General features: G+C 69.3%; 22 protein-coding genes. 11 read left to right on the top strand and 11 right to left on the bottom strand.

All coding sequences use genetic code 11. The features are described 5' to 3' along the window. Positions 1 to 67: 67 nt before the first annotated feature. From ACZ5BU_RS20025 to ACZ5BU_RS20005, 5 genes are all read right to left on the bottom strand, one after another. Positions 68 to 1,789 carry an HNH endonuclease signature motif containing protein gene (locus ACZ5BU_RS20025; protein ID WP_465700832.1) on the bottom strand — a complete coding sequence of 574 codons (1,722 nt, stop codon included), beginning with the start codon at positions 1,787 to 1,789 and terminating at the stop codon, positions 68 to 70. Positions 1,790 to 1,895: 106 nt separating this feature from the next. Further along, positions 1,896 to 2,762: an amidohydrolase family protein gene (locus ACZ5BU_RS20020; protein WP_465700830.1), complete on the bottom strand. Its 867-nt coding sequence runs from the start codon at positions 2,760 to 2,762 to the stop codon at positions 1,896 to 1,898. Next, complete coding sequence (locus ACZ5BU_RS20015) at positions 2,755 to 3,981, bottom strand: ATP-grasp domain-containing protein (RefSeq protein WP_465700828.1); 1,227 nt, start codon at positions 3,979 to 3,981, stop codon at positions 2,755 to 2,757. The genes ACZ5BU_RS20020 and ACZ5BU_RS20015 overlap by 8 nt, the downstream gene beginning before the upstream one ends. Before the next feature lie 12 nt (positions 3,982 to 3,993). Continuing rightward, entirely contained in the window at positions 3,994 to 4,740 is a 747-nt protein-coding gene (locus ACZ5BU_RS20010; protein ID WP_465700827.1) for an esterase family protein, read from the bottom strand. After that, entirely contained in the window at positions 4,700 to 5,776 is a 1,077-nt protein-coding gene (locus tag ACZ5BU_RS20005) for an alpha/beta hydrolase (RefSeq protein ID WP_465700825.1), read from the bottom strand. Before ACZ5BU_RS20005 ends, ACZ5BU_RS20010 begins: the two co-directional genes overlap by 41 nt. Positions 5,777 to 5,840: 64 nt before the next feature. On the opposite strand from ACZ5BU_RS20005, the gene ACZ5BU_RS20000 reads away from it, so the two are divergent. Next, positions 5,841 to 6,185, top strand: a complete 345-nt coding sequence (locus ACZ5BU_RS20000) for an MmcQ/YjbR family DNA-binding protein (protein WP_465700823.1) — start codon at positions 5,841 to 5,843, stop codon at positions 6,183 to 6,185. An 84-nt stretch (positions 6,186 to 6,269) separates the two neighbouring features. Continuing rightward, complete coding sequence (locus tag ACZ5BU_RS19995) at positions 6,270 to 9,113, top strand: hypothetical protein (RefSeq protein ID WP_465700821.1); 2,844 nt, start codon at positions 6,270 to 6,272, stop codon at positions 9,111 to 9,113. 2 nt (positions 9,114 to 9,115) lie between these two features. On the opposite strand, the gene ACZ5BU_RS19990 is transcribed toward ACZ5BU_RS19995, so the two are convergent. From ACZ5BU_RS19990 to ACZ5BU_RS19980, 3 genes are all read right to left on the bottom strand, one after another. Next, entirely contained in the window at positions 9,116 to 10,192 is a 1,077-nt protein-coding gene (locus ACZ5BU_RS19990) for a winged helix DNA-binding domain-containing protein (protein WP_465700819.1), read from the bottom strand. Positions 10,193 to 10,401: 209 nt separating this feature from the next. Beyond that, positions 10,402 to 11,142, bottom strand: a complete 741-nt coding sequence (locus ACZ5BU_RS19985) for a response regulator (RefSeq protein WP_465701081.1) — start codon at positions 11,140 to 11,142, stop codon at positions 10,402 to 10,404. Further along, positions 11,139 to 12,476 carry a sensor histidine kinase gene (locus tag ACZ5BU_RS19980; RefSeq protein WP_465700817.1) on the bottom strand — a complete coding sequence of 446 codons (1,338 nt, stop codon included), beginning with the start codon at positions 12,474 to 12,476 and terminating at the stop codon, positions 11,139 to 11,141. Before ACZ5BU_RS19980 ends, ACZ5BU_RS19985 begins: the two co-directional genes overlap by 4 nt. A 197-nt stretch (positions 12,477 to 12,673) precedes the next feature. On the opposite strand from ACZ5BU_RS19980, the gene ACZ5BU_RS19975 reads away from it, so the two are divergent. The 9 genes from ACZ5BU_RS19975 to ACZ5BU_RS19935 all read left to right on the top strand — a co-directional run bounded on the left by ACZ5BU_RS19975 (position 12,674) and on the right by ACZ5BU_RS19935 (position 18,914). After that, positions 12,674 to 13,381 carry a M15 family metallopeptidase gene (locus ACZ5BU_RS19975; RefSeq protein ID WP_465700815.1) on the top strand — a complete coding sequence of 236 codons (708 nt, stop codon included), beginning with the start codon at positions 12,674 to 12,676 and terminating at the stop codon, positions 13,379 to 13,381. A 19-nt stretch (positions 13,382 to 13,400) separates the two neighbouring features. After that, positions 13,401 to 13,766, top strand: coding sequence for a hypothetical protein (locus ACZ5BU_RS19970; RefSeq protein ID WP_465700813.1), 366 nt, complete (start codon positions 13,401 to 13,403; stop codon positions 13,764 to 13,766). Between the two features lie 81 nt (positions 13,767 to 13,847). Further along, positions 13,848 to 14,228 carry a pilus assembly protein CpaE gene (locus tag ACZ5BU_RS19965; protein ID WP_465700811.1) on the top strand — a complete coding sequence of 127 codons (381 nt, stop codon included), beginning with the start codon at positions 13,848 to 13,850 and terminating at the stop codon, positions 14,226 to 14,228. A 30-nt stretch (positions 14,229 to 14,258) separates the two neighbouring features. After that, positions 14,259 to 15,272, top strand: a complete 1,014-nt coding sequence (locus tag ACZ5BU_RS19960; protein WP_465700809.1) for an ornithine cyclodeaminase family protein — start codon at positions 14,259 to 14,261, stop codon at positions 15,270 to 15,272. Then, positions 15,272 to 16,609 carry an aromatic amino acid lyase gene (locus ACZ5BU_RS19955; protein ID WP_465700807.1) on the top strand — a complete coding sequence of 446 codons (1,338 nt, stop codon included), beginning with the start codon at positions 15,272 to 15,274 and terminating at the stop codon, positions 16,607 to 16,609. Before ACZ5BU_RS19960 ends, ACZ5BU_RS19955 begins: the two co-directional genes overlap by 1 nt. A gap of 79 nt (positions 16,610 to 16,688) precedes the next feature. After that, positions 16,689 to 17,324 (top strand): hypothetical protein, encoded by a 636-nt coding sequence (locus ACZ5BU_RS19950; RefSeq protein WP_465700805.1) that lies wholly within the window; start codon positions 16,689 to 16,691, stop codon positions 17,322 to 17,324. A gap of 32 nt (positions 17,325 to 17,356) precedes the next feature. Next, positions 17,357 to 17,704: an ArsR/SmtB family transcription factor gene (locus ACZ5BU_RS19945; protein WP_465700804.1), complete on the top strand. Its 348-nt coding sequence runs from the start codon at positions 17,357 to 17,359 to the stop codon at positions 17,702 to 17,704. Further along, positions 17,701 to 18,174 carry an SRPBCC family protein gene (locus tag ACZ5BU_RS19940; protein WP_465700802.1) on the top strand — a complete coding sequence of 158 codons (474 nt, stop codon included), beginning with the start codon at positions 17,701 to 17,703 and terminating at the stop codon, positions 18,172 to 18,174. Before ACZ5BU_RS19945 ends, ACZ5BU_RS19940 begins: the two co-directional genes overlap by 4 nt. Beyond that, positions 18,171 to 18,914 (top strand): SDR family NAD(P)-dependent oxidoreductase, encoded by a 744-nt coding sequence (locus ACZ5BU_RS19935; RefSeq protein ID WP_465700800.1) that lies wholly within the window; start codon positions 18,171 to 18,173, stop codon positions 18,912 to 18,914. The genes ACZ5BU_RS19940 and ACZ5BU_RS19935 overlap by 4 nt, the downstream gene beginning before the upstream one ends. On the opposite strand, the gene ACZ5BU_RS19930 is transcribed toward ACZ5BU_RS19935, so the two are convergent. The 3 genes from ACZ5BU_RS19930 to ACZ5BU_RS19920 are packed head-to-tail and all read right to left on the bottom strand — an operon-like array spanning position 18,911 to position 22,218. Further along, the gene (locus ACZ5BU_RS19930) at positions 18,911 to 20,062 is read right to left on the bottom strand and encodes an NAD(P)/FAD-dependent oxidoreductase (protein WP_465700798.1); all 1,152 of its coding nucleotides are present in this window, start codon (positions 20,060 to 20,062) and stop codon (positions 18,911 to 18,913) included. The genes ACZ5BU_RS19935 and ACZ5BU_RS19930 overlap by 4 nt on opposite strands. Next, a complete protein-coding gene (locus tag ACZ5BU_RS19925; RefSeq protein WP_465700796.1) occupies positions 20,059 to 21,603 on the bottom strand; it encodes an aldehyde dehydrogenase family protein in 1,545 nt (514 codons plus the stop codon). Before ACZ5BU_RS19925 ends, ACZ5BU_RS19930 begins: the two co-directional genes overlap by 4 nt. Positions 21,604 to 21,636: 33 nt before the next feature. Beyond that, entirely contained in the window at positions 21,637 to 22,218 is a 582-nt protein-coding gene (locus ACZ5BU_RS19920; protein ID WP_465700794.1) for a hypothetical protein, read from the bottom strand. Between the last annotated feature and the right edge of the window lie 4 nt (positions 22,219 to 22,222).

Raw genomic sequence — 22,222 nt, 5'->3', positions numbered from 1 at the left:
GGAGGCTGCGGCTCCCCCTCGGCGGTCCATGCCACTCGCCGAGGGCCGTCCGCTGCGCGTCCCGACCTCAGCGAGTGGCTGAGGCTGGGGTCGGCTGATCGACCCGGGCTGGGCTGACGGGCTCGCTCCAGGTGTCGGTGGTTCGGGCGGAGGATTCGCTTCGGGGGTGGGTGGTTTGGGTGGGGGTGGTGGGTTCACTCCAACGGGCAACGGTGGTTGCGCTTGGGTGCTGGTCTGGTGGTTTGCCGTTGTGGTCGGCTGACAGCGGTTCGCCCCAGATCGCCAGATAGGTTGCGGCGCGTCGCGCTTCCTGGTCGTCTGCGTCTGCGTCGACCGTGGCTGATCGACCGACCTGCCACTGGTCGGATGACGGTGACGGTGATGGTGATGGTGCTGATTTGGTGTCCGGGGGTGGGCCTGGGCGGGGTGGTGGGTCGGCCCAGGTGGGGCGGGTGACGTGGACGGTGCCGTTGGTGATGGTGATGTGCCAGTGGCCGTTGTGGAGGTCGGTGTGGTGGCGTCGGCAGAGGAGTACGAGGTTGCAGATGGCGGTGGGGCCTCCGTCGAGCCAGGAGATGAGGTGGTGGGCGTCGCACATGACGGGTGGGGCTCCGCAGACGACGCAGCCGCGGTCGCGGGTGTTCAACGCGCGGCGCATCGCGCGGGTGACGAGGCGTTGGCAGCGGCCGACGTCGAGGGGTTCGGAGTTGGAGCCGAGGACGAGCGGGATGATGTTGGCGTCGCAGGCGAGGCGGCGGATGGCGGCGGCGGACAGGCCGTCGGTGTAGACGGTGTGGCCGATGGCGTCCGCGGTGGCGGCTTTGAGGTCGTCCAGGTCGATGGTGACGGTGATGTTCGCCTTCGCGCCGAATCCCGGCACGACCTCTCCGCCGGTCTCGGCCGGTGCCGGAGCACAGCCGCCGCCCGGCGCGGGACCGGCCGTCGGAGCCGCGGCCGACAGATCGCTCGACGCAGTGCCCGACCCTGCAGTACCCGGCCCGGCACCACGAGCCGAACCACTTCCCGGCGCTGCTGTGTCTGTTGTGGCTGGCGTGTTGGTGGGTGTGGTGGGGCGGGGGTTGGTGAGGGAGGGGACGCCGGTGTCGAGGGCGGTGGCGGCCAGGGTCAGGGCGGTGGTGAGGGCGTCGGCCTGGCGCTTTTCGCGCGACCGCGGGTCCGGGGCGCCGTCGACGGTCTTGCGCGGACGCGCGCCGGTGGTGATCAAGGACCGGAACAGTTCGGCGTTCTCGTTGGCCAGGTACCCCTTGAACTTGACGCCGCGGTCGACCGTGCTCAGTGTCAGGGTTTCGCGGGCGGAGGCTTTGCGTTCGTCGGGTTCGGGGCCGTCGGTGTCGAGGATGTCGCGGGCCCGGACCGCGGCCTTGCGCAGTTCGATCGGGGGCAGGTGGGTGAGGCGGGACAATTCCCGTTCGGCGACCTCCAGATCGGCCACCGGCACCGTCGACGGGGTCTTCTCCAGTTCCAGCACGATGGCTTCGGCCTGGGCGGGGCGCAGCCGCACCTCGGCCAGTTGCGCGGAGATCACCGGGTACTTCGGCAACGCCCGCGCCAACTGCACGTCGCGCTGGGCGCGGTAGTGGTCCAGCCGGTAGCGGTACTCCAAGAACTGACGGGTGTCACGCGCCCCGACACGCTCGGCGTACCCGCGCTTGTCCAACGCCGCGATCAGCCGCAGACGACGCGTCTCCACACTGGCCAGGTCGACCGCGTTCTCGTCCAAGGCGCACACGAGCTCCTCATCGCTCATCAACTCCGGCGCCTTGTCCATACCAAGACTCTAGACACCCCCACCGACAGTTTCCAAAGCCAGAACCCTTTGAAAACAAGGAAATTCGTTGTCCACAGCTGTGGATCTTGCTAAAGGCAACTAAACCCTAAACCCCGAGTAAGCGGGCGCCGTTGGTCCAGCAGACTGAGCGTAGCCAGTCGTCGCCCATGTCCAGGGACTCGAGCGACGAGAGCTGTGCGGCGTACTCGTACGGGATGTTCGGGAAGTCCGAGCCGAGGACGATCCGGTCCTGGAGGTCCTTCAATCGCGGTACCAGGTCGCGCGGGAACGGCATCATCGCCTCGACGAACGGTGTGAGCGCCATCGTCGTGTCGAGGTGGACGTTCGGGTACGACGTGAGCGCGAGGTGCTCGGCGTACTCGGGCATCCCCAAGTGCGCGATCACCGCCGTCAGTGAAGGATGCCGGCGCAGCACCTCGCCCATCGGCCCCGGGCCGGTGTGGCGGCCGGGGATCGGGCCGGAGCCGCAGTGCACGACGACCGGCGTACCGGCCTCCGCCAGCTGGCCCCAGACGTCGTCGAGTTCACCGGAGCGAGGGTCGTAGTCGCCGACCTGTACGTGCACCTTGAAGATCCGTGTGCCCGACTCCAGCGCCTCGCGTACGTAGGAAGCGGCCGACGGCTCCGGGAAGAAGGTGCCGCTGGCAACACAACCTGGTGTCCGCAAAGCGAAGTCTCGCGCCCACGAGTTCAACCCGGCAGCCATCCCCGGCTTGTGCGGGTAGACGAGCGCCGGAAATGCCCGAACCCCCAACGAATCAAGCGTTTTCAGCCGTTCCTCGACCGACGTCCGGTACGTGATCGGCCAGTCGGTGCCGTAGTGCGTCGACGCCAGGTCGAAGTACGCCCAGACCGCGTTCAGGAGCCGGTCCGGCAGGAAGTGCACGTGTACGTCGACCAACCCGTCCAGCCCGAGGCGCTGCCACCACGCCGGTACGTCGGAGTCACGCATCGGCCAGCCAGAGGTCCGTGAGGCCCTTGAAGTGGGCGAAGAACTTCTCCTGCTCGTGCGCCGGGTACGTCGACGCGACCGTGTTGCGGAGCAGGCGTTCGAAGTCCGGGCCGGCCACCCAGTCGCGGACCCGCAGGTCGAAGTCGCCCAGGTGGGTGGCGCACCACTCCTGGTACTTCGCCGTCTCGAAGTGCTCGTCGGCGAGCGCCAGGTACGCGTCCAGCTTAGCGTCGTAGTCGCGATCCGAGTCCGCGATTTCGAAGTACCGTTCGGTGTGCAGGTCGACCGACGAACGCCGGTCGGTCGCAAGGCAGAACACCGACCACTTCACCAGCGCGCTGATCGCCCACGGGAAGTAGTAGTGCAGCGAGGTCACCGCGACATCCGGACAGGCGTTGGCATAGTCGATCGGGTACACCTCGTCGCCCGCGACCAGCATCTCGCAGGAGTTGAACTCCCAGCCGAAGAACGCGTTCACGATCCGGCTGATCGCCACGGTCTGGTGCCCCGCCGACGGTGACAGGAAGTCGTGCGAGACGGCGTACCGGTTGTGCATCGGCTCGTCCGGGCGGAAGTCCATCACCATCGTCTCGGCGCCGATCGACAGCGCGCGGGCGAACTTGTCGTAGTCGACCGTGGCCTGCAGGTGCATCAGCATCTCGCCGGACTGGTCGTACGCGCGGTGCAGGTCCTCGCGGTCCCGGATCCGGGACACCCCGCGCCAGCCGCCGCCGTCGAACGGTTTCATGTACAGCGGGTACCCGAGGTCGTCGGCGATCGCGTCCAGGTCGAACGGCTGGTTGTACTTCGCCGACGTGTACGCCCAGCGCACGTTGTCGACCGGGTTCTTGTACGGCACCAGGACGGTCCGCGGGATCTTCAGTCCGAGCCGGAGCATGGCGCAGTACGCCGAATGCTTCTCCATCGACTGGAACGTGAACGGCGAGTTCAGCAGGTAGGTGCCGTTCATCAGCGCGGCCTTCTTCAGCCACTCGCGCGGGTGGTAGTACCAGTACGCGAGCCGGTCGATGACGAGCCCGACCCGGACCGGGTCGTTCAGGTCGAACGGCTCGATCGTCAGCCGCCGGGACCCGAACTCGTGCTCGCGCCCGTCCAGCGCCAGCGGCCCGACCCGCTGCAGCAACGCCTCGAACGCCTGCGGCCAGTCCTCCTCGGCCCCGAGCAACAACCCGATCAGATGACGAGAGCGGTCAGCCACGATGCGGTCTCCTTAGCAGAAGCGGGGAAGGTGGTGGGCGATCTGCTTCCGCCACCACGGCCAGTCGTGTGCTACGTCGTACCCCCACAGGTCTAGCTCATGAGGGATGCCTTTCTCCTCCAGCAGCGCGGCGGTTTTCAGAGCCGAGGGGAGGGATCCGGTGGGATGGGTCTCCCAGTCGCCCTGGCCGACCGTCAGCACGATGAACAGGCGGGAACGCAGCCAGTCGAGGTGGTCGCCGGACAGCCCGGGGAGGTAGTCGGCGGGGTTGTTGAAGTACATGGCGTCGCCGCGTTCGCCCCACGCGTGCCAGTTGGCCGCGTCGTAGTTCCCCGACTGACAGATCGCGACGGGAAACAGGTCCGCCCGCTTGAGCGCGAAGTTCAGCGCGTGGAACGCACCCAGGCTGCATCCCGTGGTGATGATGTCCGGCGCGCCGGGCGAGTCCGCGCCGATCGCCGGCACCACCTGGTTCACGATCCACGACTCGTACAGCTCGTGCCGCCGCGCGCGGAGCTCCAGCTGGATGCTCCGGTCCGACCAGCTGACGTGGTCGTACGAGTCCACGCAGTAGAGCTTGACCCGCCCCGCCTCGATCAACGACGCGACGGCGTCGACCATGCCGTTGTTCTCGTAGTCCCAGGCGCGCCCCTGCTCGCTCGGAAACACCAGCACCGGGCGGCCGAAGTGGCCGTACCGGATCACCGTGCCGCGGCGGTCAAGCCCCGGCGCCTCCAACTCGACCTGTTCCCGTTCCATCAGCCCCACCCCAGGTCTGCCGCAGTAGCTTCGTCAGATCAGGATCCAGCACATCCCGCCAGGCTGTGAAGTTGTGCATGTCGGGAGTTTCGTCGAGTACGACCTCCAGCCCGAGTCCGGCCAGCTTCGCTGCCATCACCCGGTTGTTGTGCACGTTCTCCTCGGTCGTCCCCGCGGTCATCCCGACCACCGGCGTACTCGGTGCGGTGGTTGCCGCCAGCACCTGCTCGACGAAAGAGGTGACCTCGGCGTAGTACTCGAACCTCGACTCCTGCGGATCGGTCGCGGGTGTGAAGAACGAGCCCGACTGCAGGAACAGCCCGTCGAACGTGCCCGGATGCTGCCATTCCGCGTGCAGCGCCGCAAGCGCGCCCAGGCTCGCCCCCATCATCACCCGACGCCGGCTGCGGTACGACGTCTCGACGGCGGGCAGGACGTACTGCGTCAAGGCGTCGGCGTACTGCGGGTTCGCGGCGTACCAGAGGTTGCGGGCTGTCGGTTCGATCAGCGCGAGCCGGAACGGCGGCAGCGTGGACCGGGCGACCATCGCGCCGGCGTACTGCAGGAGACCGGCGTACGCGGCGAACTCCGGCCCGTCGTGGGCGAGCAGCAGCGGCAGCTCGAACGTCGGTGCGATGCCCTCCGGCGCCCAGACCTGCACGTTGACGTTCCCGACCGGGGTGTCCGCAGTGAGCGCGGTCAGCGTCGACGGAATCGGCGGCACGGTGAGCCAGGTGGGTTCGGCGTACCCGGGCAACGGCAGCCAGGAATGATGCCCGAATGCTCCCCCGACCGTCCGTGGATTGGTCGGATCGGTCCGCATCCCGAGGCCGGCGATGTCGAACAGGTACTCCATCCGGTGCACCGACGGCCGCGGCAACCGCAGCTCCCAGCCGTACTCGACCGGCTTGAACTCGAGCAGCTCCGCCGGCAGACCGAGCTCCTGCCACGACCGAACGCCCGTGAACGCATGCGTAGCGTCACCGAGGCGGAACACCACCTCGGCCCCTTCGACCGCGCTCACGACAGCAGGCATCCAACCAAGGTAGCGGTGGAAACGCTGACAAGCCCTGTCAGCGATGGGTTCTATCGTGGGAAGCGTGGTCGATCTCACCGACATCCGCGAAATCACCGCGGACCTGCCGCGCAGCTACGAGGTACTGGTCCGGGACCGGATCAAGTTCCGCGTCGGTCAGATCGTCTACCTCGCGGTCGCGCCCGACGAGCAGACCATCGGCCTGGGCTTCCCGCGCGAGGAACGCGCCGCCGCACTGGCCGCGGAACCGGACAAGTTCCTCCCACCGCGCCCGTCCGACGAGCGCTACCAGTGGATCGAACTCAACCTGGCGGCCGTCGACCGCGACGAACTCCGCGAACTCATCCTCGACGCCTGGTCGCTGTGCGTCCCGAAGAAGGTTCGGGCCGAGTACTTCGGGGAACGCTGACCGTCTGCCGGTCACAGTCTGCTGTCGTTCGGCACCGGGGAACGCTAGGTTTGCCCCTTCGACCGCACGACCTGGGGGCGCGACATGCAGGGGTTCGACCGGCTGGTCACCGAGCTGCGGGCTGTCTACACACGGCACAGCCTGAAGCGCCGGAGCCCGCACAACCTGCGGTTCGAACGTGACCAGGTGCAGCCGATCTTCGCCTGCGTGCAGGACCCGCTCGCGATTGCCCCTGCGGGCAGACAAGGTGTGCCGCAACTGCCCGCGGTGCTCGCCCGGCTCTCCGAGCACCTGAAGCCCGACGGCGTCGTCGGCTCCCAGGTGCCGCATGCCGCCGTAGCGCTGGTCAGGTCTCCACCGGAGGGACCGGACGCGGCGTTGCCCGAGGTCAGCGCGGACGAGTTCGGCGAGCTGTTGACGCTTCTCGACCAGGCGACCGCGAAGCTCAAGGACCACCACGCCGGCGACTACAGGTTCCCGCGGTACAGCCTGGTGCGCTGGCTGATGCGCCAGTCGTTCGAGGCGGACACACCGAGTCGCCGGGCTCAGCTGCGGCTCGCGCTGTACGGGCGCGCGGTACGGCGGGACAACAGCACCAGCGACGCGGACCAGTTCGTCTCGAAGCTCCAGGACAGGTTGCCGTTGCCTCTGTTCGTCCTCTCGTACAAGCTGCTGCCGGCCTTCTGCTGGCTGCGGCAGAGCGGTCGCGTACCCGGCCTCGGCGGGCCGTACCGCTGGCTGCGCGGTCAGTCGTACGTATCGCGTGGTGACGGAGGGCTGTTCGATCTCGCGCTGCGGCTGACGGAGGGACATTGGCAGGACCAGACCCCGGAGAGCCTGGCGGGGCTGCTGGTGCACGCGTTCCTGGAGGACCTGCGCGCCGGCTTCCGCAGGGTTGCGTGGTTCGGCCGGTACCGCGCCACCCACCCGATCCTGATGGTCGGGCCGATCAGCCGGAAGAACGGCGGGTACCTGCTCGTCCGGATGGTCGCCACGGTCCGCAACGACACGCAGCGCTTCGACCCGCTGCTGCTGATCACGGCCGGCCAGAAGGTCCCGCCGCTCGCCGTCGAGCCGGAGACCGCCCCGACCGAGACCGTGGACCAGTGGCGGAAACGCCAGGAGCTGGAGAGCCTGCGCAGACAGGTCGACGCGTGGCTGCTGGTCGCCCAGATCGAGCCGCCGAGCGTGGCTGCCCGGCAGGCCGGTCCGGCCCGCCGGCCGCGCCCGGTCCCGCGGCCCCGCTGGCTGCGGTGGCTCCGCCGGCTCGGCTGGACGGATCGGCCGGTCCCCGCGGCAGCACCACAGGCCGCGAAGAACTCGACCCTCGAGCCGCTGCAGCCGGTTCCCAGCCCCTTCTTGCGGCGACCGCTCGGCGCCTGGCTGGTCAGCGGCCTGGCGCTGACGCTGCTGGCCGGCAGCTACGCCGGCTTCGGCGTACTCGACAGCCGCCGGCACTGCGGTGGCGACACCTTCAGCCTGCCGCCGTTCAACTCGCCGACCCACTCGGTGGCGAAGGTCGACGGGGATTGTGTCGGCATCACCGATGGTACGAACGCCTTCCTGTTCCCGAGCCAGTCGTTCGCGCCGGTGCGATCCAAGATCCTCGAGCAGAACAAGCGCGCGGAGCAGCTGCACAAGGAACAGCCCGAGCGGCCGCTGGCCACGCTGATCTTCATGGCGTCGGCGGACGACCGCTCACTGGACGCCGGCGTCTTCACCGCCGAGCGCGAGCAGCTGGCCGGGCTAGCGGTGGCCCAGGCTGTCCAGCTGAACAAACCGCAGCAGCGGTACGAGCCGATCCTCCGGGTCCTGATCGCGAACGCCGGCCCGCGGTTCCGGCACGCCGACCGGGTCGCGGACCAGATCGGCCGGCTGGTGGCCGCGGACCCGACGATCGTCGCCGTGGTCGGGATGGCCGAGAGCCGGAGTACGACCGAGGACATGATCCGCAGGCTGGCCGCGGTCGGGCTGCCGACGGTCGCCGCGACCCTGACCGCGGACTCGATGGTCGACGTCAGCAGGATGTACCTCCAGATCAGCCCGCAGAACCGGCGCGAGGCGGCCGTCGCCGCGGCCCACGTCCGGAACCTGCTGACGACTGGGAAGGATCCGTTCGGCCGTCCGCTCGAGCGGCGCGCGACCGTCTACAAGTCCGACGACCCCACCGACACCTACAGCCAGAACCTGGCGAGGGACCTGCAGCTCGAACTGACCGCGGCCGGCGTCCCGGTGCTGGTGAAGTCGTACAGCCCTTCCGGTGACGGCACGGACGGCAACCAGTCCGGGCGGGACGCCTGCGACCGCGGCGGGATCGTCCTGTTCACCGGGCGCGGGCAGGTCGACTTCGAGGCGTTCCTCGGCGGCGTCCAGGATCGCTGCCGGGCGAACCCGCCGTACATCCTGGCCGGCGACGACGTCACCAAGTGGGCCGCGGACCGGACCACGAGCGCGCGTGACCAGTCGATCCCGTTCCAGTACCTCGCGCTGGCGACCGCACCGGACCTGCTGGCCGGGGCGCCGCCTGAGGCGAGCGACTTCTACGCGCGGCTGGCGGATCTCTTCCAGTACGAGTCGACCGACCGCGGCCGGAGCCTGGACGGGCACGCGGCGCTCAGCTATGACGCGGCCTACTCCGTGGTGCTCGCGGTCAGCTACCTGCGCCGGGACAGCATCGCCGTCAACGCCGGTACGGTCTGGTCGGCGCTGCAGTCGATCACCGACGCGGGCGGTGCGCAACGCGGGTACCAGGGCGTCACCGGCCGGATCGACTTCGGCGGCAGCGTGCTGCGCCGGGTACCGGTGAACAAGCCGGTGGCGATCGTGACGTTCCGGAACGGCCGCCCGGATCCGCGCGCGACCCTGGTCTGCCGTGGCCGGACCGGATCACCGTCCTGGTGCCCGGTCGACCAGGTGCATCCGGGCTGACGTCAGTTCACGACCACCGGTGTGTCGGCGGTGCCGATCAGGCCGAGCAGTGCCGTGGCCTCGGCCTCGACGGCTGCTCGCTGGGCGGCGGTGATCCGCGCGTGCGTGGTGACCTGCAGGCTCTTTCCGCGGTGGTGGCGCCAGTCGGCTCGGTAGTCGCCTTCGATCAGCACGGTGCCGATGGCGGCGCCGTTGCCGGGTGGCAGCGGTACCGGGCGCTGGTCAGGGTTCACCCGCCGCCGGTCGGCGTGCGACAGCAGCAGGTTGTCGTACTCCGGCAGGAACCGTACCGGCGCAGCCGTGTCGGCATCGGTCAGCGTCCCGTCCGGTACGTCGTACAGCTCCCGCCCGTCCTCGTCTGCGTACGTGCGCAGCTCGAGCCGGTCCACGACCTCACGCAGCTTCGTCAGGCCCGACCACATCTGTACGTCGGCCACACTCGCCGGGCCGAACGCGGCCAGGTACCGCAGGACGAGGTCGTCGATCGACAGATCCTGCGCCGGCGGCCGCTCGAGCCAGCTCTCGATCGTCTGCAGCGCGGCCGGGCCGGTCTTCCCCCACACCCCGCGCGGAGTGACCTGGACCGTGCCGAGCAGATAGCTCACGGCGTACGCCATCGCGTTCGCGTCCCAGTCCGGCCAGCGTTCGCCCAGCTCGCTCCGGAGCGCGGCTCGGGTGTACGGCGCCCGGCTCAGCAACTCGGAGCCGTAGGCAACGATCGCGTCGACGTCCGCGCCGGCCAGTTGCTTGCCGAACGCGCCACGGAAACCGCGATCGGCGACCGGATGTACGAGCCGCCAGAGCCGCAAGCAGTCGTGGGCGGTGACCAGATGGATGGTGGCCCGCAGCAACGTGGCGCGGACCGCCCGCCGCGAGGTCATCAGGTCGGACAGCTCGACCGGGTCGAAATTCTCCAGCCGGGACCACAACGCGACATACGGCGCCAGCGGAGCCTGCGCCTGGAGTCCCACCAGCCGCTCGATCAGCTCGGCCGCCGTACCGGGTTGCCGGCGCAGCAGCTGCTGCCGCTGCAGGAACGTACGGTTCAACTGGCGACGGCTCAGGACGGTGGCGTTCACCGGCCAAGCCTACGAAAGGCGCGGCCGGTCATCCTCAGGTAGTAGACCAGAACCATCCCGACGGCCGATGGGCACGCCGTTTCCGCGACGCACTCTGGAAGCATGACCGGGGACTTCCTGCCGCAACGTCGTAAGGCGTCGGCGCTCAGCCAGATCGTGACTGTCGTAATTATCCTCGCCGCCGCGGCTGCGGCGATCTGGGCGTTCGCCTAGGAATCCCAGTTCACGTCGGCCTCGCCCGGGCGGACCACTCCGGCCTCGTACGCGACGACGACTGCCTGGACCCGGCTGGACAGGCCGAGCTTCGACAGGACCGAGCTGACGTGGGTCTTGACCGTGGTCTCGCTGACGAACAGCTTGGTCGCCAGATCGCGGTTCGACAGTCCGCGGGCCATCCAGACCAGGATCTCCCGCTCCCGTTCGCTGAGCTGGGAGAGCTGGCCGAGCCAGCGCGCGTCGGGTTGCGCCGGCACCGGGTTGACCGTACCGCCGTCGAACTGACGCTCCAGCTCCATGCACCGCTCCAGCAGCACCCGGGTCGACGCCGGATCGACGAGCGAGTCGCCCCGGTGCACCGCACGTACGGCGGACACCAGCAGATCCGGGTCCGTGTCCTTGAGCAGGAACCCGGAAGCCCCGGCCCGGACTGCGGCCAATACGTACGCCTCGTCGTCGAACGTCGTCAGCACCAGTACGGCGGGACGCGCCCGGCCGGCCGCGCGGTTCGCGGACGTGATCCGTTCGGTGGCGACCAGGCCGTCCATCACCGGCATCCGGATGTCCATCAGCACCACGTCCGGGTCGTACCGGTCGATCAGCCGGAGCGCTTCCTCGCCGTTCTCGGCCTGAGCGACCGTGGTCAGGTCCGGCTCGTGATCGAGGATCATCGCCAGCCCCATCCGGATCACGCCCTGGTCGTCGGCCACCAGGATCCGGATCGGCTCGCTCACTTCTGCGGCGGTAGCCATGCCTGTACTCTCCATCCACCCAGGGGCCCGGCCGCGACGGCGAGCGTGCCGCCGACCGCGATGGCCCGTTCCCGCATCCCGATCAGTCCGTTGCCACGACCGCTCTCCTTGCGGCGCGCGGTCTCCAGTACGTTCACCGGCGGCGGTCCGCCGGTGCCGTTGTCGTCGATGGTCAGCAGCTCGCCCTGCGGTCCACTCTGCCAGGTGACCCGCGCCGCGGTGGCCTTCGCGTGCACCATCACGTTCGTCAGGGCCTCCTGGATGATCCGTACGGCGGTGAGGTCGGTCGCCGAGGTGAGCTGCCGCTGCCGGGGCGGAAGCTCCATCGTGACGTCGATCCCGACCGCCTTCAGCCGCTCACCCATCCGCGCCACGTCGGCCAGGTCCGGTACCGGCGCGGTCCCGCCGCCCGAACCGGTGTCGCCCGCGACCTGCGGTGAGGCGGTGTTCAGCACCCGTACGGTCTCCCGCATCGCGGTCAGCGCCTCCTTGCCGCTGGCAATGATCCAGCGGATCGCCTCGCGCAGTACCTCGGGACGCTGGTCGGCGACCCGGTCGGCGGCCTGCGCCCGGATCACCACCGCGCTGACGTGGTGCGAGATCACGTCGTGCAGGTCGCGGGCGATCCGGGTCCGCTCGGCGACCGCGGCCCGCTCCGCCTCGACCGCGCGCAGCCTGACCAGCTCGGCGTTCCGCTGCTCCAGCAGCGCCACCGACTTCCGGCGCCGCCGGGTGTCCGCCCCGAGCAGCACCATCCCGCAGATCAGTGCCTCCGCGAACACGAACAGTGAGACGTCGATGTAGGTGTACAAACTGCCGAGGTCGCGAGGGAGCGCCTTGTACCGAGGGCCGTGCAGCACCGCCCGGTTGACGTGGCTGAGCACGATCGCGACCACGGTCGGCAACCCGATCATCAGCCCGGCCAGGCTGCCCATCGTGAAGAACAGACAGGTGAACCGCCGGACGCCGGCCGACGCGGCCAGGTAGCCGACCACGAGTAGCGGAACCAGGTGGATCTCCGACTGCAGCGCCGCGTCGCTGATCTCGGGCTGCCCGAAGATCGTCAGTCCGAGCTGCGCGGCCAGCCCGGTGCCGACCGCGGCGTACAGGAACGGGTACAGCACCGAGACGAGCAGCAGCATGGTCTGGGGCGTACGCCGGGTGAAGGCGACCGTGGCGACCAGGAACACGCCGGTGACCACGGAAACGGCCGGGTTGTGCGGCCGCAACCAGGTGCCGTTGATGAGGTTCAGCGACACGAACCAGACCAGCCCAACGACCGCAGCAAGCAGCAGATCCTGCTGCGGCTGCGTCATGCGTCGCCAGAGTCCCATCACGTCGCCCAGCGTAGTCAGCCCTTGTTTGCCGAAGCTTCATCTGACCGGAGGGGCGTTCTCTCCAACTTTTGGAGGAGGCTCGGCGTCCGAACTGATACTCAGGGGCTACAGATAGGGCTGCACTACTGTCCCTGGGACTGATGCGCCGACTGCCCTGATCAGAAAGGCTGTACCCCATGAGTGAGGACGACCTGCCGCGCCGGAACGGGGCGGTGCGGACGCGGTTGCTGTCCGTGATCGGGGTGGTCGGGGTCGGTGCGGTCGCCGGATCGCTGCTGCTGTGGCACCAGCAGGTCGGCGACGCCCTCGGCCTCGGCCCGGACAAGGTCCCGGTCGTCTCGACGGTCGGTGCACCCGCCCTCAGCGAGCCGCCCGCCACGGTGGTACAGACGCCGACCGTGACCCGCCGTACGGCGAAGACGCCCACGAAGACGACTCCGACTCAGAAGCCGACTCAGAAGCCGACCGGTGAGCCGACGACGCAGGTTCCGCGGGAGGAGAACATCGACGCGCTCTCGCCGAAGCTCCGCACCCGGTTGAAGAAGGCGTTCGCGGCCGCGAAGGCAGCCGGCGTCACGATCCGGATCAACTCCGGCAAGCGCAGCGCCGCGAAACAGCAGCGGCTGCTGAACGAGGCGATCAAGAAGTACGGCTCGTACAAGGCAGCGACCCGGTGGGTGCTGCCCCCGAAGTACTCCGCCCACGTCCAGGGCAAGGCCGTCGACATCGCGCCGGCCGCCGCCATGGCGTGGCTGGACAGGAACGGCTGGCGGTACGGCATCTGCCGCCGGTACGACAACGAACCCTGGCACTTCGAGGCGATCACCACGCCCGGTACGAAGTGCCCGCCGCGTGAGCCGCACGCGGTGGCCGCAGCAGACTGACAACTTGGGGGATACCGAGATGACCATGACCTACGCCCAGCCCTTGACCCGGCGCTACACCCGCGCCCGGCTCGCCGTACCGGCGCTCTGGCGCCAGGTGGTCCGTACGGGCCGCACCGACCACGCGACGACCGAGCCCGACCGGTCGGCGCACACCCAGCTGGAGATCTACGACGGGGTGCTGGCCGCGTTCGAACGCCGCGACGAGGTGGCCGCGGTACTGCGTTCCGCCACCGACCGTCCGGCCGCCGTACAGCGGTTGCGTACGGAGTTCGGGCTCAGCCACCTGCAGGCGAGCACGCTGGTCGACCTGCCGCTGACCACCGAGTGCCGGGACCGGATCGCACACCGCGCCGCCGAGCTCCGCACCGCCCTGCACCGCTGACCCATCCGCCCGCGTGAGCCGCAGCTCGGTGGTCGCGGCTCGCGCGGACCTGCGGTATTTGCGTGCTGTGGGGAGGATGGAATGGTGATCACGATCGAGCAGGCCGGACGACTGCGCAAGGCCGGGGTGCTGTGGACCCCGGCGGCCGGGGACCGCTTCGTCGTACCGGACCGGGACATGGACGAGGACGTGTTCGTGGTGAGCGACATGACCGTCGAGGTGCACGACTACCAGGGCAGCAAGGTGATCGGCTTCAACGGCACTACCGAGTGGGCGCTGGACAGTATCGAGCAACGCGAAGTCATCTGGCTCCCGCGCGAGGAGCAGCTCCGCGCCCTGCTCGGCCCGCACTTCCGATCCCTCGAAGCAACCCCTGACGGCTACCGCGTCAACGGCACGTACGCTTCAGCAGACGCCGAGCAGGCCTACGCGGAGGCAGTGCTCGATCTGCTCGGCGCCTGAGAAGTTCGCCGAAGCCGAAGGAGCCTGCGCGTGCCTGACGGAATCTGGCTGCGTTTCCTCAGCGGCCCCGACATCGACGCGCTCGGCCTCACCCGGCTGGAGATCGTGGACGCCGTCGAGGAGGCGGTCCGCCAGCACGGCCTGGGACGGACCGCGTTCGAGCCGCGGGTGCACCTCACGCCGGACAACGGCGGGATCGGCCACTTCAACGTCCTGCGTGGTCACCTGGACGGGCTCGGCGAGCACGGGATCAGCGGGGTGAAGGTCGTCGGCGACTTCGTACCGAACTACCTGAAGGGCCTGCCGAGCGAGCTCGCGATGGCGACGCTGTTCGACCCGACGACCGGCGTACCGCTCGCGGTCCTCGACGCGACCATGATCACCGCGGCGCGTACCGGAGCGATGACGACGGTCGGCGCGCGGCACCTGGCCCGCCGGGACAGCAAGATCCTCGCGCACGCGGGCGCCCGGGGTACGGCGTGGTGGAACGTCACGATGCTGGACGACCTCTTCGACCTGGACGAGATCCGGGTGACGTCCGCGCGGCCGGAGTCCCGGGAGAAGTTCGCCGCCGAACTCTCCGCGGAGCTGTCCACGCCGATCCGGGTCTGCGCGACGGCGGAGGAGGCCTTCGACGGCGCCGACGTACTCGTCGAGGCAACCCGTCTCACCGAACCAGAACCGCTGCTGCGTACCGCCGCGGTCAAGCCCGGCGCGCTCGTCATACCGTACGGTACGGTATCCGCGGTCGAGCTGGATCTGCTGGACGTGATCGACAAGGTGGTCGTGGACGACTGGCGGGAGGCGCAGTCCGGGCGGTTCGGGTCGCTGCGCCGGCACGTGGACACCGGCTTGTTGTCGCCGGAGACGCTGTACGCCGAGATCGGCGAGATCGTCGCGGGCCGGAAACCCGGCCGCGAAACCGATGCCGAACGCAACCTCTTCTGGCACCGCGGCCTGTCCCTGCTCGACGTCGCCATCGCCCACCTGATCCTCACCCGAGCCGAAGCCGCCGACGCCGGCACGATGCTGCGCTTCCACTGATGATCAACGAACCCGGCGACCTGGACCCGTCCAGCTCGACACCCGTCGAACTGGCGCCCGCCCTCCTGGACCACCTGGCCGCCATCCGCGCCGACGCACTGCGTACGTTGGAATCCGGCGATCCGGTCTACGGCGTGAACACCGGCATGGGCAACCTGAGCAAGGTCCGGTTGACCGATGACGAACAACGCCGGCACCAACGCAACCTGCTCCGCGGCCGCGCGGTCGGTGGACCTCCCTGGCTACCACCCGACGAAGCCCGAGCGGTCCTGATCGGCCGGCTGCGCACGTTCCTGACCGGCGACGCGGCGGTGTCGGTCGAACTGATCCACCAGTTGGTTGCCCTGATCAACAGTGATGAGCTCCCGGACATCCCCGCGGAAGGCGCCGGTTCGGCGGGCGAGATCATCCCGCTGGCGCACGCCTTCGCGTCCCTCGACCCGGGTCCCAAGGAAGGAATTGCCTTACTGGCAGGCATTCCCGGCGCGACCGGGCGGGCGGCGCTGCACGCCGCGAGAGCACACCGTCTGGCCGATCACCTCACCGCGGTGGCCGCCGGAGCGATCGCCGTCGTCGGCGCGAACCGCGATCCGTATCAACCTGCGACGGGCCGCGCCGACGCCGTACTGGCCGCTGAGCTCACGCGCTTACGGGAACTGGCCGGCCCGGAGCCGGACCCGCGAAGTCTGCAGGCACCCGTCTCGTTCCGGGTCGCCGGACAGGTGGGCGCGCACGTACGGCGGACGCTCCAGCAGCTCGACGAAGCCGTCGAGCGGGCGTTCAACGGGGTCACCGACTCACCGGCCTACCTGGACGGCGAGTTCGTCGGCACGGCCGGGTTCCACGGGCTCGACCTCACGGCCCATTGCGACCACTTGACCGCAGCCCTCGCCCACGCCGCCGAGGTCTCCACCGCCCGCTTGCACCGGCTGCTGGATCCGGCGGTGACCGGACTGACGGCACAGCTGGCCCGCGACCCTGGCCCCCAGGCCGGGCTGGTCGCAGTGCACAAGCGCGCCGTCGCAACCACCCACCAGCTCCGGCGGTTGACGTTGCCCACGGCAATCAGTACGGCGGAGACCTCGAACGGGCAGGAGGATGTACAGACATTCTCCTGGGAGGCCGTCGGCAACCTCGGCGATGCGATCCGGCTCACCCGCGAGACGACCGCCTGCGAGCTCCTCGCCGTACGTCAGGCCTTCGCCCTCTCGGGCCGCCCGGTCCCATCGGGATTACGGCCGCTCGTGCAGGCGGTCGACGACGTCGTACCGCCGATCGACGCCGACCGCCCGTTCGGTGCGGACCTGACCCGGATCCTCACCGACGTACTCCACTAACTGAAGCCGCAAGTAGCTACCTCCGGTCTCGATCGTTGTCCCGGGTGCGAGCAACTTGGCGCTGAGTGGAGGAGTTGTCTTGAAGCGGTTCGTGGTACCGCCGGACTGGCCGATCCCGCCGCGGCGCAACTGGATCCCGCCGAAGCCCTGGCATCCGGACCCGTCCTGGCCACCGGCCCCGCCGGGCTGGCGGTTCTGGGTGAACGGCAGGGGCAGGCCCGTGGTCGGCCCGGTCGGCCGGTACGGCGGACCGTCGCGGCGTGCCGTGTACGCCGGGGCCGCGGCGCTGCTCGTCTTCGCCGGCGTGAACATCTGGGCGGTGTCCGCGATCGGCCTGTTCGGCGGCGAGCCGGACGACTCCGCGGCGGTGAAGTTCGCCGAGCGTACGGCCCAGCCGCCGCGTGTCGCGGACGGCTCGACGAGCCCCGTCGTACCCCAGACCAGTGTCACGCCGCCGCTGGTGCCGAGCACGATCGTCATGCCGACGACGCTGTCGACGCACCCGCCGACGCGGAAGCCGACGGCGAGCCGGACCACGGCGCACACCAAGCCGACCCCGAAGCCGACCCGGACCACGACAAAACCGCCGTCGCCGAAGCCGACCCGGCCTACCGCTCAGCCCTCGACGTCGGACGAACTCCTTCGGCAGTACTGCATCCAGCACGGCATCGATCCGACCTGGTGCGACCCGAGCGTCTGGCGGCAGCACCCTTGACACCTGGCTGACCGCGACGCATCCTTAACCATATGGTTCTGAAACCATCCGGTTATGAAGACAGGTTGACCGGTGTCTTCGCGGCGCTGGCGGATCCGACCCGGCGGGCGATCCTGGTCCAGCTCAAGCAGGGCGACGCAACGGTCGCGCAGCTCGCGGCGCCGTTCAGCATGTCCCAGCCTGCGGTGTCGAAGCACCTGAAAGTGCTCGAGCAGGCCGGGCTGATCAGCCGTTCGCAGCGGGCGACCGCACGCCTCAGTCACCTCGAAGCGCAGCCGCTCCGGACCGCGGTCGACTGGTTGATGGACTACCGCGCCTACTGGGCCGAGAGCTTCGGCCGGCTCGACGAGCTCCTCGACGACCTCAAGGAGGACTTGTGAAGATCGTCGCGGAGCCGGGCAAGCCAGAGATCGTCATCGTCCGCACGTTCAACGCCCCACGCGAGCTGCTGTTCCGCGCCTACACCGAGCCCGACCTGGTGAAGCGCTGGCTCGGACCGCCCGACCTCGAACTGGTCGTCAACCAGCTCGATCCGCACCACGGCGGCCGCTGGCGCTGGACGCACTACGACAAGGCCGGCAAGGGCTACGTTTTCCACGGCCTGTACCACGGCGAGCCCACGCCCGAGCGGATCGTGCAGACGTACGAGTTCGACCAGGCGCCCGGCACCGTCTACCTGAACCTGATCACCTTCGACGAGGCCGACGGTGTCACCACCCTCACCCAGCGGACCGTGTTCTTCGCGACCGAGGACCGCGACCTGTACGTCGCCGGCGGGATGGAACGCGGCGTCCGCGCGTCCATGCGGCAACTCGAGGAACTCGTCACCGAACTGGAGGCAAACCCATGATGCTCAGCGGAAAACACGCGGTCGTGTACGGCGCGACCGGCCCGATCGGTGGCGCCGTCGCGAGGAGGTTCGCTGCCGAAGGCGCGACGGTCCACCTCGCCGGCCGTACCGCGGAAACCCTCGAACGCCTCGCCGCCGAGATCCGCGCCGCGGAGGGTAAGGCCGAGACCGCGGTCGTCGACGCCCTCGACGAACGCTCGGTCGACGAGCACGCCGCGACGCTCGACCGGATCGACGTCTCGTTCAACCTGATCGGCCACCAGCAGTACTTCGGTACGCCGCTGGTCGACATGTCCCTGGCCGAGGTCGAGGAGCCGGTGCGGAACATGTTCCGCACGTACTGCCTCACCTCCCGCGCGGCCGCCCGGCGGATGATCGCGCAGCGATCCGGCGTCATCCTGACCTTCGGCGGGAACGGCGACCCGGTCGCGAACCTCGGTGCCTTCCAGGCCGGCTTCGGTGCGGTCGAGGCGCTCCGGCGCAGCCTCGCGCGCGAACTCGGACCGCACGGAATCCGGGTGATCACGCTGCAGACCAACGGCATCCCGGAGTCGAACCCGGACAGCTACCCCGAGGACTTCCGCCGCGAGATCGCCGAACACACCGCCGCGCAGACCATGCTCAACCGCGCGGCCACCCTCGCCGACGTGGCCGCCGTCGCCACCTTCGCCGCCTCCGACCAGGCCGCCTCGATCACCTGCACCGCCCTCAATCTGACGGCCGGCGCCGTCGTCAACTAAACAATGTTCCGCTCGGGCCGGACTGTCGAACGGAACCGGTCGGCGCTCAGCGGCGTGACGTCGACGAACGGTTCCCGGCCGAGGTAGAGGTCGCGGATCACCTCGCCGACCGCGGGCCCTTGCAGGAAACCGTGTCCGGAAAACCCTGTCGCATAAAGGAAACGCGAGACTCCGTCGGCTTCGCCGATCAGCGCGTTGTGGTCCGGGGTGACCTCGTACAGCCCGGCCCAGCCGCCGCTCAGGCCGACGTCGAGCAGTGCCGGCGCGCGCCGTTCCATCGCCTCGGTGAGTCGCGGGATCCACGCGTCCGTCCGGCGTACGTCGAACCCGGGGACCTCGTCAGGGTCCGACATCCCGACCAGCAGGCCGGGGCCTTCGCGGTGGAAGTAGAAGGTCGTACCGAAGTCGATCGTCATCGGCAACGCGGCAGGCAATCCCGCAATCGCCTCCGTGACCACGATCTGCCGCCGCAACGGCACCACCGGCAACTCCACCCCGGCCAGCTCACCGACCCGCGCGGACCACGCACCCGCCGCACAGATCACCGTCGGCGTCCGCACGTCGCCGGCCGCCGTTCGTACCACCGAGATCTGGTTGCCCACAGCATCGATTCCGAGGACCTCGCAGCCGGTCACCAGCCGAGCCCCGAGCCGGCGAGCGGCCGACGCATACCCCAGTACGACGGACTCCGGCGTGCAATGCCCCGCGCTCGGCGAGAAGCACGCGCCGGCCAGCCCGTCCGGCGCGACGATCGGCGCCAGCTGCACTGCTTCGTCGACCGAGATCATCCGGGTCGGCGGAAGCTCCGTCGCCACCGTGTTCTGCAGTTCCGTGCTCGCGCGGAAATGCTCGACCTGCTCGGCCGTGTCCAGCAGGAACAGATAGCCCACCCGATGCAGGTCGATCTCCTGCCCGGGTCGTTCACCGAACCGCGCGAAGGCCGCCAGACTGCGAGCGCCCAGCGCGATGTTCACGTCGTCCGAGAAGTTCGCCCGCACCCCGCCCGCAGCCTTGCAGGTCGACCCGGAGCCGAGCTCGTTCATCTCCAGCAGGAGTACGTTGTCCACGCCGGCCTCGGCCAGATGGAAGGCGATGCTCGTACCCATCACCCCACCACCGATGATCACCACCTCGGCCGAATCCGTCACGGCAGCTCGTACGACAGGTCGGCCTCCACGGTTTGCGTGTCCATCTGGGCCTTTTGCAGGCGGCCGGAGTAGTCCCAGTTCAGCGACTGCCAGCGGGTGAACTGGTCGAGCACCCACACCCCGCTCTGCCGCGACCCGTTCCCGGACTTCCCGTTCCCGCCGAACGGCAGATGTGCCTCCGCCCCGGACGTCGAGTTGTTCACGCTCACCATCCCGGCCGAGATGCCCTGCGCGAACCGGAACGCCTTGTTCGGATCGGTCGTGTAGATCGAGCTCGACAACCCGTACCCGGACCTGTTGCCCAGAGCAATCGCCTCGTCGAGCGTCCGGTACGGCATGACTCCGACCACCGGCCCGAACGTCTCGTTCAGGAACAGTTGGTCGTCCGCGCGGACGTCCGCGACGATCGTCGGGTGGTAGAACAGCCCGGCCGAAGGATCCCCGACGAAGCCCATGCGCGGGTTGTCCGCCGTCACCCGCCCGGTCCGGCCTATTACCCGATGATGCGGCACGATCCACCCCAGCGACTTCTCGAAGCCGGCCGCGAACTTCTCGTCCAGCAGCGGCCCGAACAGCACGTCCTGCGCCGGGTCACCCATCGCGGCCGCGCCGACGGCGGCCCCGAACCGGTCGAGGAACTCGTCGTACACCGACCGGTGCACGATCGCCGTACCCAACGACGTGCAGCGCTGGCCCGCCGTACCGAAGCCGGAGAACAACGCGCCCTCGACGGCCAGGTCGAGGTCGGCGTCCTCGGTGATGATCATCGGGTTCTTCCCGCCGAGCTCCAGGCACGGCGTCTGCAGGTGCCGGCCGCACAGCTCGCCGATCCGTACGCCGACCGCGCTCGACCCGGTGAACCCGACCTTGTTGATCAGCCCGTCCCGCAACGCCTGCTCGAGACCGGCGAAGGTGTCCGGCCCGTCGGCGTACACGACGTTGAACACCCCGGCCGGTACGCCGGAGTGCGCGAAGATCTCGTAGAACGCGTCCGAGACGACAGCGGAGTACTCCGCCGGCTTCCACACCACGGTGTTGCCGCAGAGCAGCGCCGGGACGATGTACCAGGACGGTACGGCGACCGGGAAGTTCCCGGCGGTGATCACCGCGACCGTCCCGACCGGCCGGCGGAACGTGAACAGCTGCTTGTCCGGCATCTCCGACGGCACGGTCTGCCCGTACAGCCGGCGGCCCTCGCCGAGGAAGAAGTCGCAGGTGTCGATGATCTCCTGAACCTCACCGAGCGCCTCGCCCGACGGCTTCCCGATCTCCCGGGTGACCAGCGCGGCCAGGCGTTCCTTGTTCAGGGTCATCAGCCGGCCGACGTTCGAGATCACCTGACCGCGTTGCGGTGCCGGCGTCGCGGCCCACGAGGCCTGCGCGGCCCGGGCCGCCGCGGCCGCCCGGACGAACACCTCCGGCCCGGCGCTGCCGACCGTCCCGACGACGTCGTCCAGCCGGGCCGGGTTGGTCGACGGGGTACGCCGTACCGCCTCCGCCACCCGCTCGCCACCGACAACGGACAGCACCTCACGCGCCATACGGCTACCTCCATCTAGTGGTGGTCTCCCACCCTAGAGGGAGGGCGGCACCTTGTGGTCGGCGTACAGGTCGGGGATCGGGATCGGCATCCGCCACAGGTGCGAGTCCGGGTGGATCATGCCGTGCCGGATGGCGATGATCTTGAGCAGGCGGAGCGGGCCGGCGATGAGTGCGAACGCCAGCGGGAGCTCGACCAGCAGGGCGCTGAGCAGTGCCTGGGTGAGGTCGCCGCCGCGCTGACTGGTCATCACGTCGACCCACGCGTCGCACAGCAGCAGCACCCCGGAGGCGAACGCGGTCGGGAACACGAACTGCTTGCGTTTCCAGCCGCCGATCGCGGTCAGGATCAGCATCGTCAGCAGCAGGATGTCGAACCCGACCCAGGTCGCGACCCAGTTCCGCGCGACGTAGTGATCGGGCAAAGTGTTCGCCAGGTAGACGGTCCACGGGATCAGGACGGCCACGCAGACCAGGACCAGCACGGTCCGCCACTTGCGGATCCGCTCGATCGTGCGCCGGGACGGCAGCCCGCCCGGCCGTGGTGCCAGCCGCAGGATCAGGTCCCGCCGCTCCTGCGGCGTCATCGCCGCAATCTCCTCGTCGGTCAGCTGCACAGCT

The sequence above is a fragment of the Kribbella sp. NPDC031520 genome (genome assembly GCF_055580825.1).
This window is presented reverse-complemented; position numbering and strand designations above follow the sequence as displayed.

Excerpts from the sequence above, each read along its gene's own strand:
- ACZ5BU_RS20025 (WP_465700832.1), bottom strand. The coding sequence starts at position 1,789 with ATGGACAAGGCGCCGGAGTTGATGAGCGATGAGGAGCTCGTGTGCGCC.
- ACZ5BU_RS19995 (WP_465700821.1), top strand. The coding sequence starts at position 6,270 with ATGCAGGGGTTCGACCGGCTGGTCACCGAGCTGCGGGCTGTCTACACA.
- ACZ5BU_RS19965 (WP_465700811.1), top strand. The coding sequence starts at position 13,848 with ATGGTGATCACGATCGAGCAGGCCGGACGACTGCGCAAGGCCGGGGTG.
- ACZ5BU_RS20020 (WP_465700830.1), bottom strand. The coding sequence starts at position 2,762 with ATGCGTGACTCCGACGTACCGGCGTGGTGGCAGCGCCTCGGGCTGGAC.
- ACZ5BU_RS19945 (WP_465700804.1), top strand. The coding sequence starts at position 17,357 with ATGGTTCTGAAACCATCCGGTTATGAAGACAGGTTGACCGGTGTCTTC.
- ACZ5BU_RS19935 (WP_465700800.1), top strand. The coding sequence starts at position 18,171 with ATGATGCTCAGCGGAAAACACGCGGTCGTGTACGGCGCGACCGGCCCG.
- ACZ5BU_RS19970 (WP_465700813.1), top strand. The coding sequence starts at position 13,401 with ATGACCATGACCTACGCCCAGCCCTTGACCCGGCGCTACACCCGCGCC.
- ACZ5BU_RS19975 (WP_465700815.1), top strand. The coding sequence starts at position 12,674 with ATGAGTGAGGACGACCTGCCGCGCCGGAACGGGGCGGTGCGGACGCGG.
- ACZ5BU_RS20005 (WP_465700825.1), bottom strand. The coding sequence starts at position 5,776 with ATGCCTGCTGTCGTGAGCGCGGTCGAAGGGGCCGAGGTGGTGTTCCGC.
- ACZ5BU_RS19925 (WP_465700796.1), bottom strand. The coding sequence starts at position 21,603 with ATGGCGCGTGAGGTGCTGTCCGTTGTCGGTGGCGAGCGGGTGGCGGAG.
- ACZ5BU_RS20010 (WP_465700827.1), bottom strand. The coding sequence starts at position 4,740 with ATGGAACGGGAACAGGTCGAGTTGGAGGCGCCGGGGCTTGACCGCCGC.
- ACZ5BU_RS19955 (WP_465700807.1), top strand. The coding sequence starts at position 15,272 with ATGATCAACGAACCCGGCGACCTGGACCCGTCCAGCTCGACACCCGTC.
- ACZ5BU_RS19980 (WP_465700817.1), bottom strand. The coding sequence starts at position 12,476 with ATGACGCAGCCGCAGCAGGATCTGCTGCTTGCTGCGGTCGTTGGGCTG.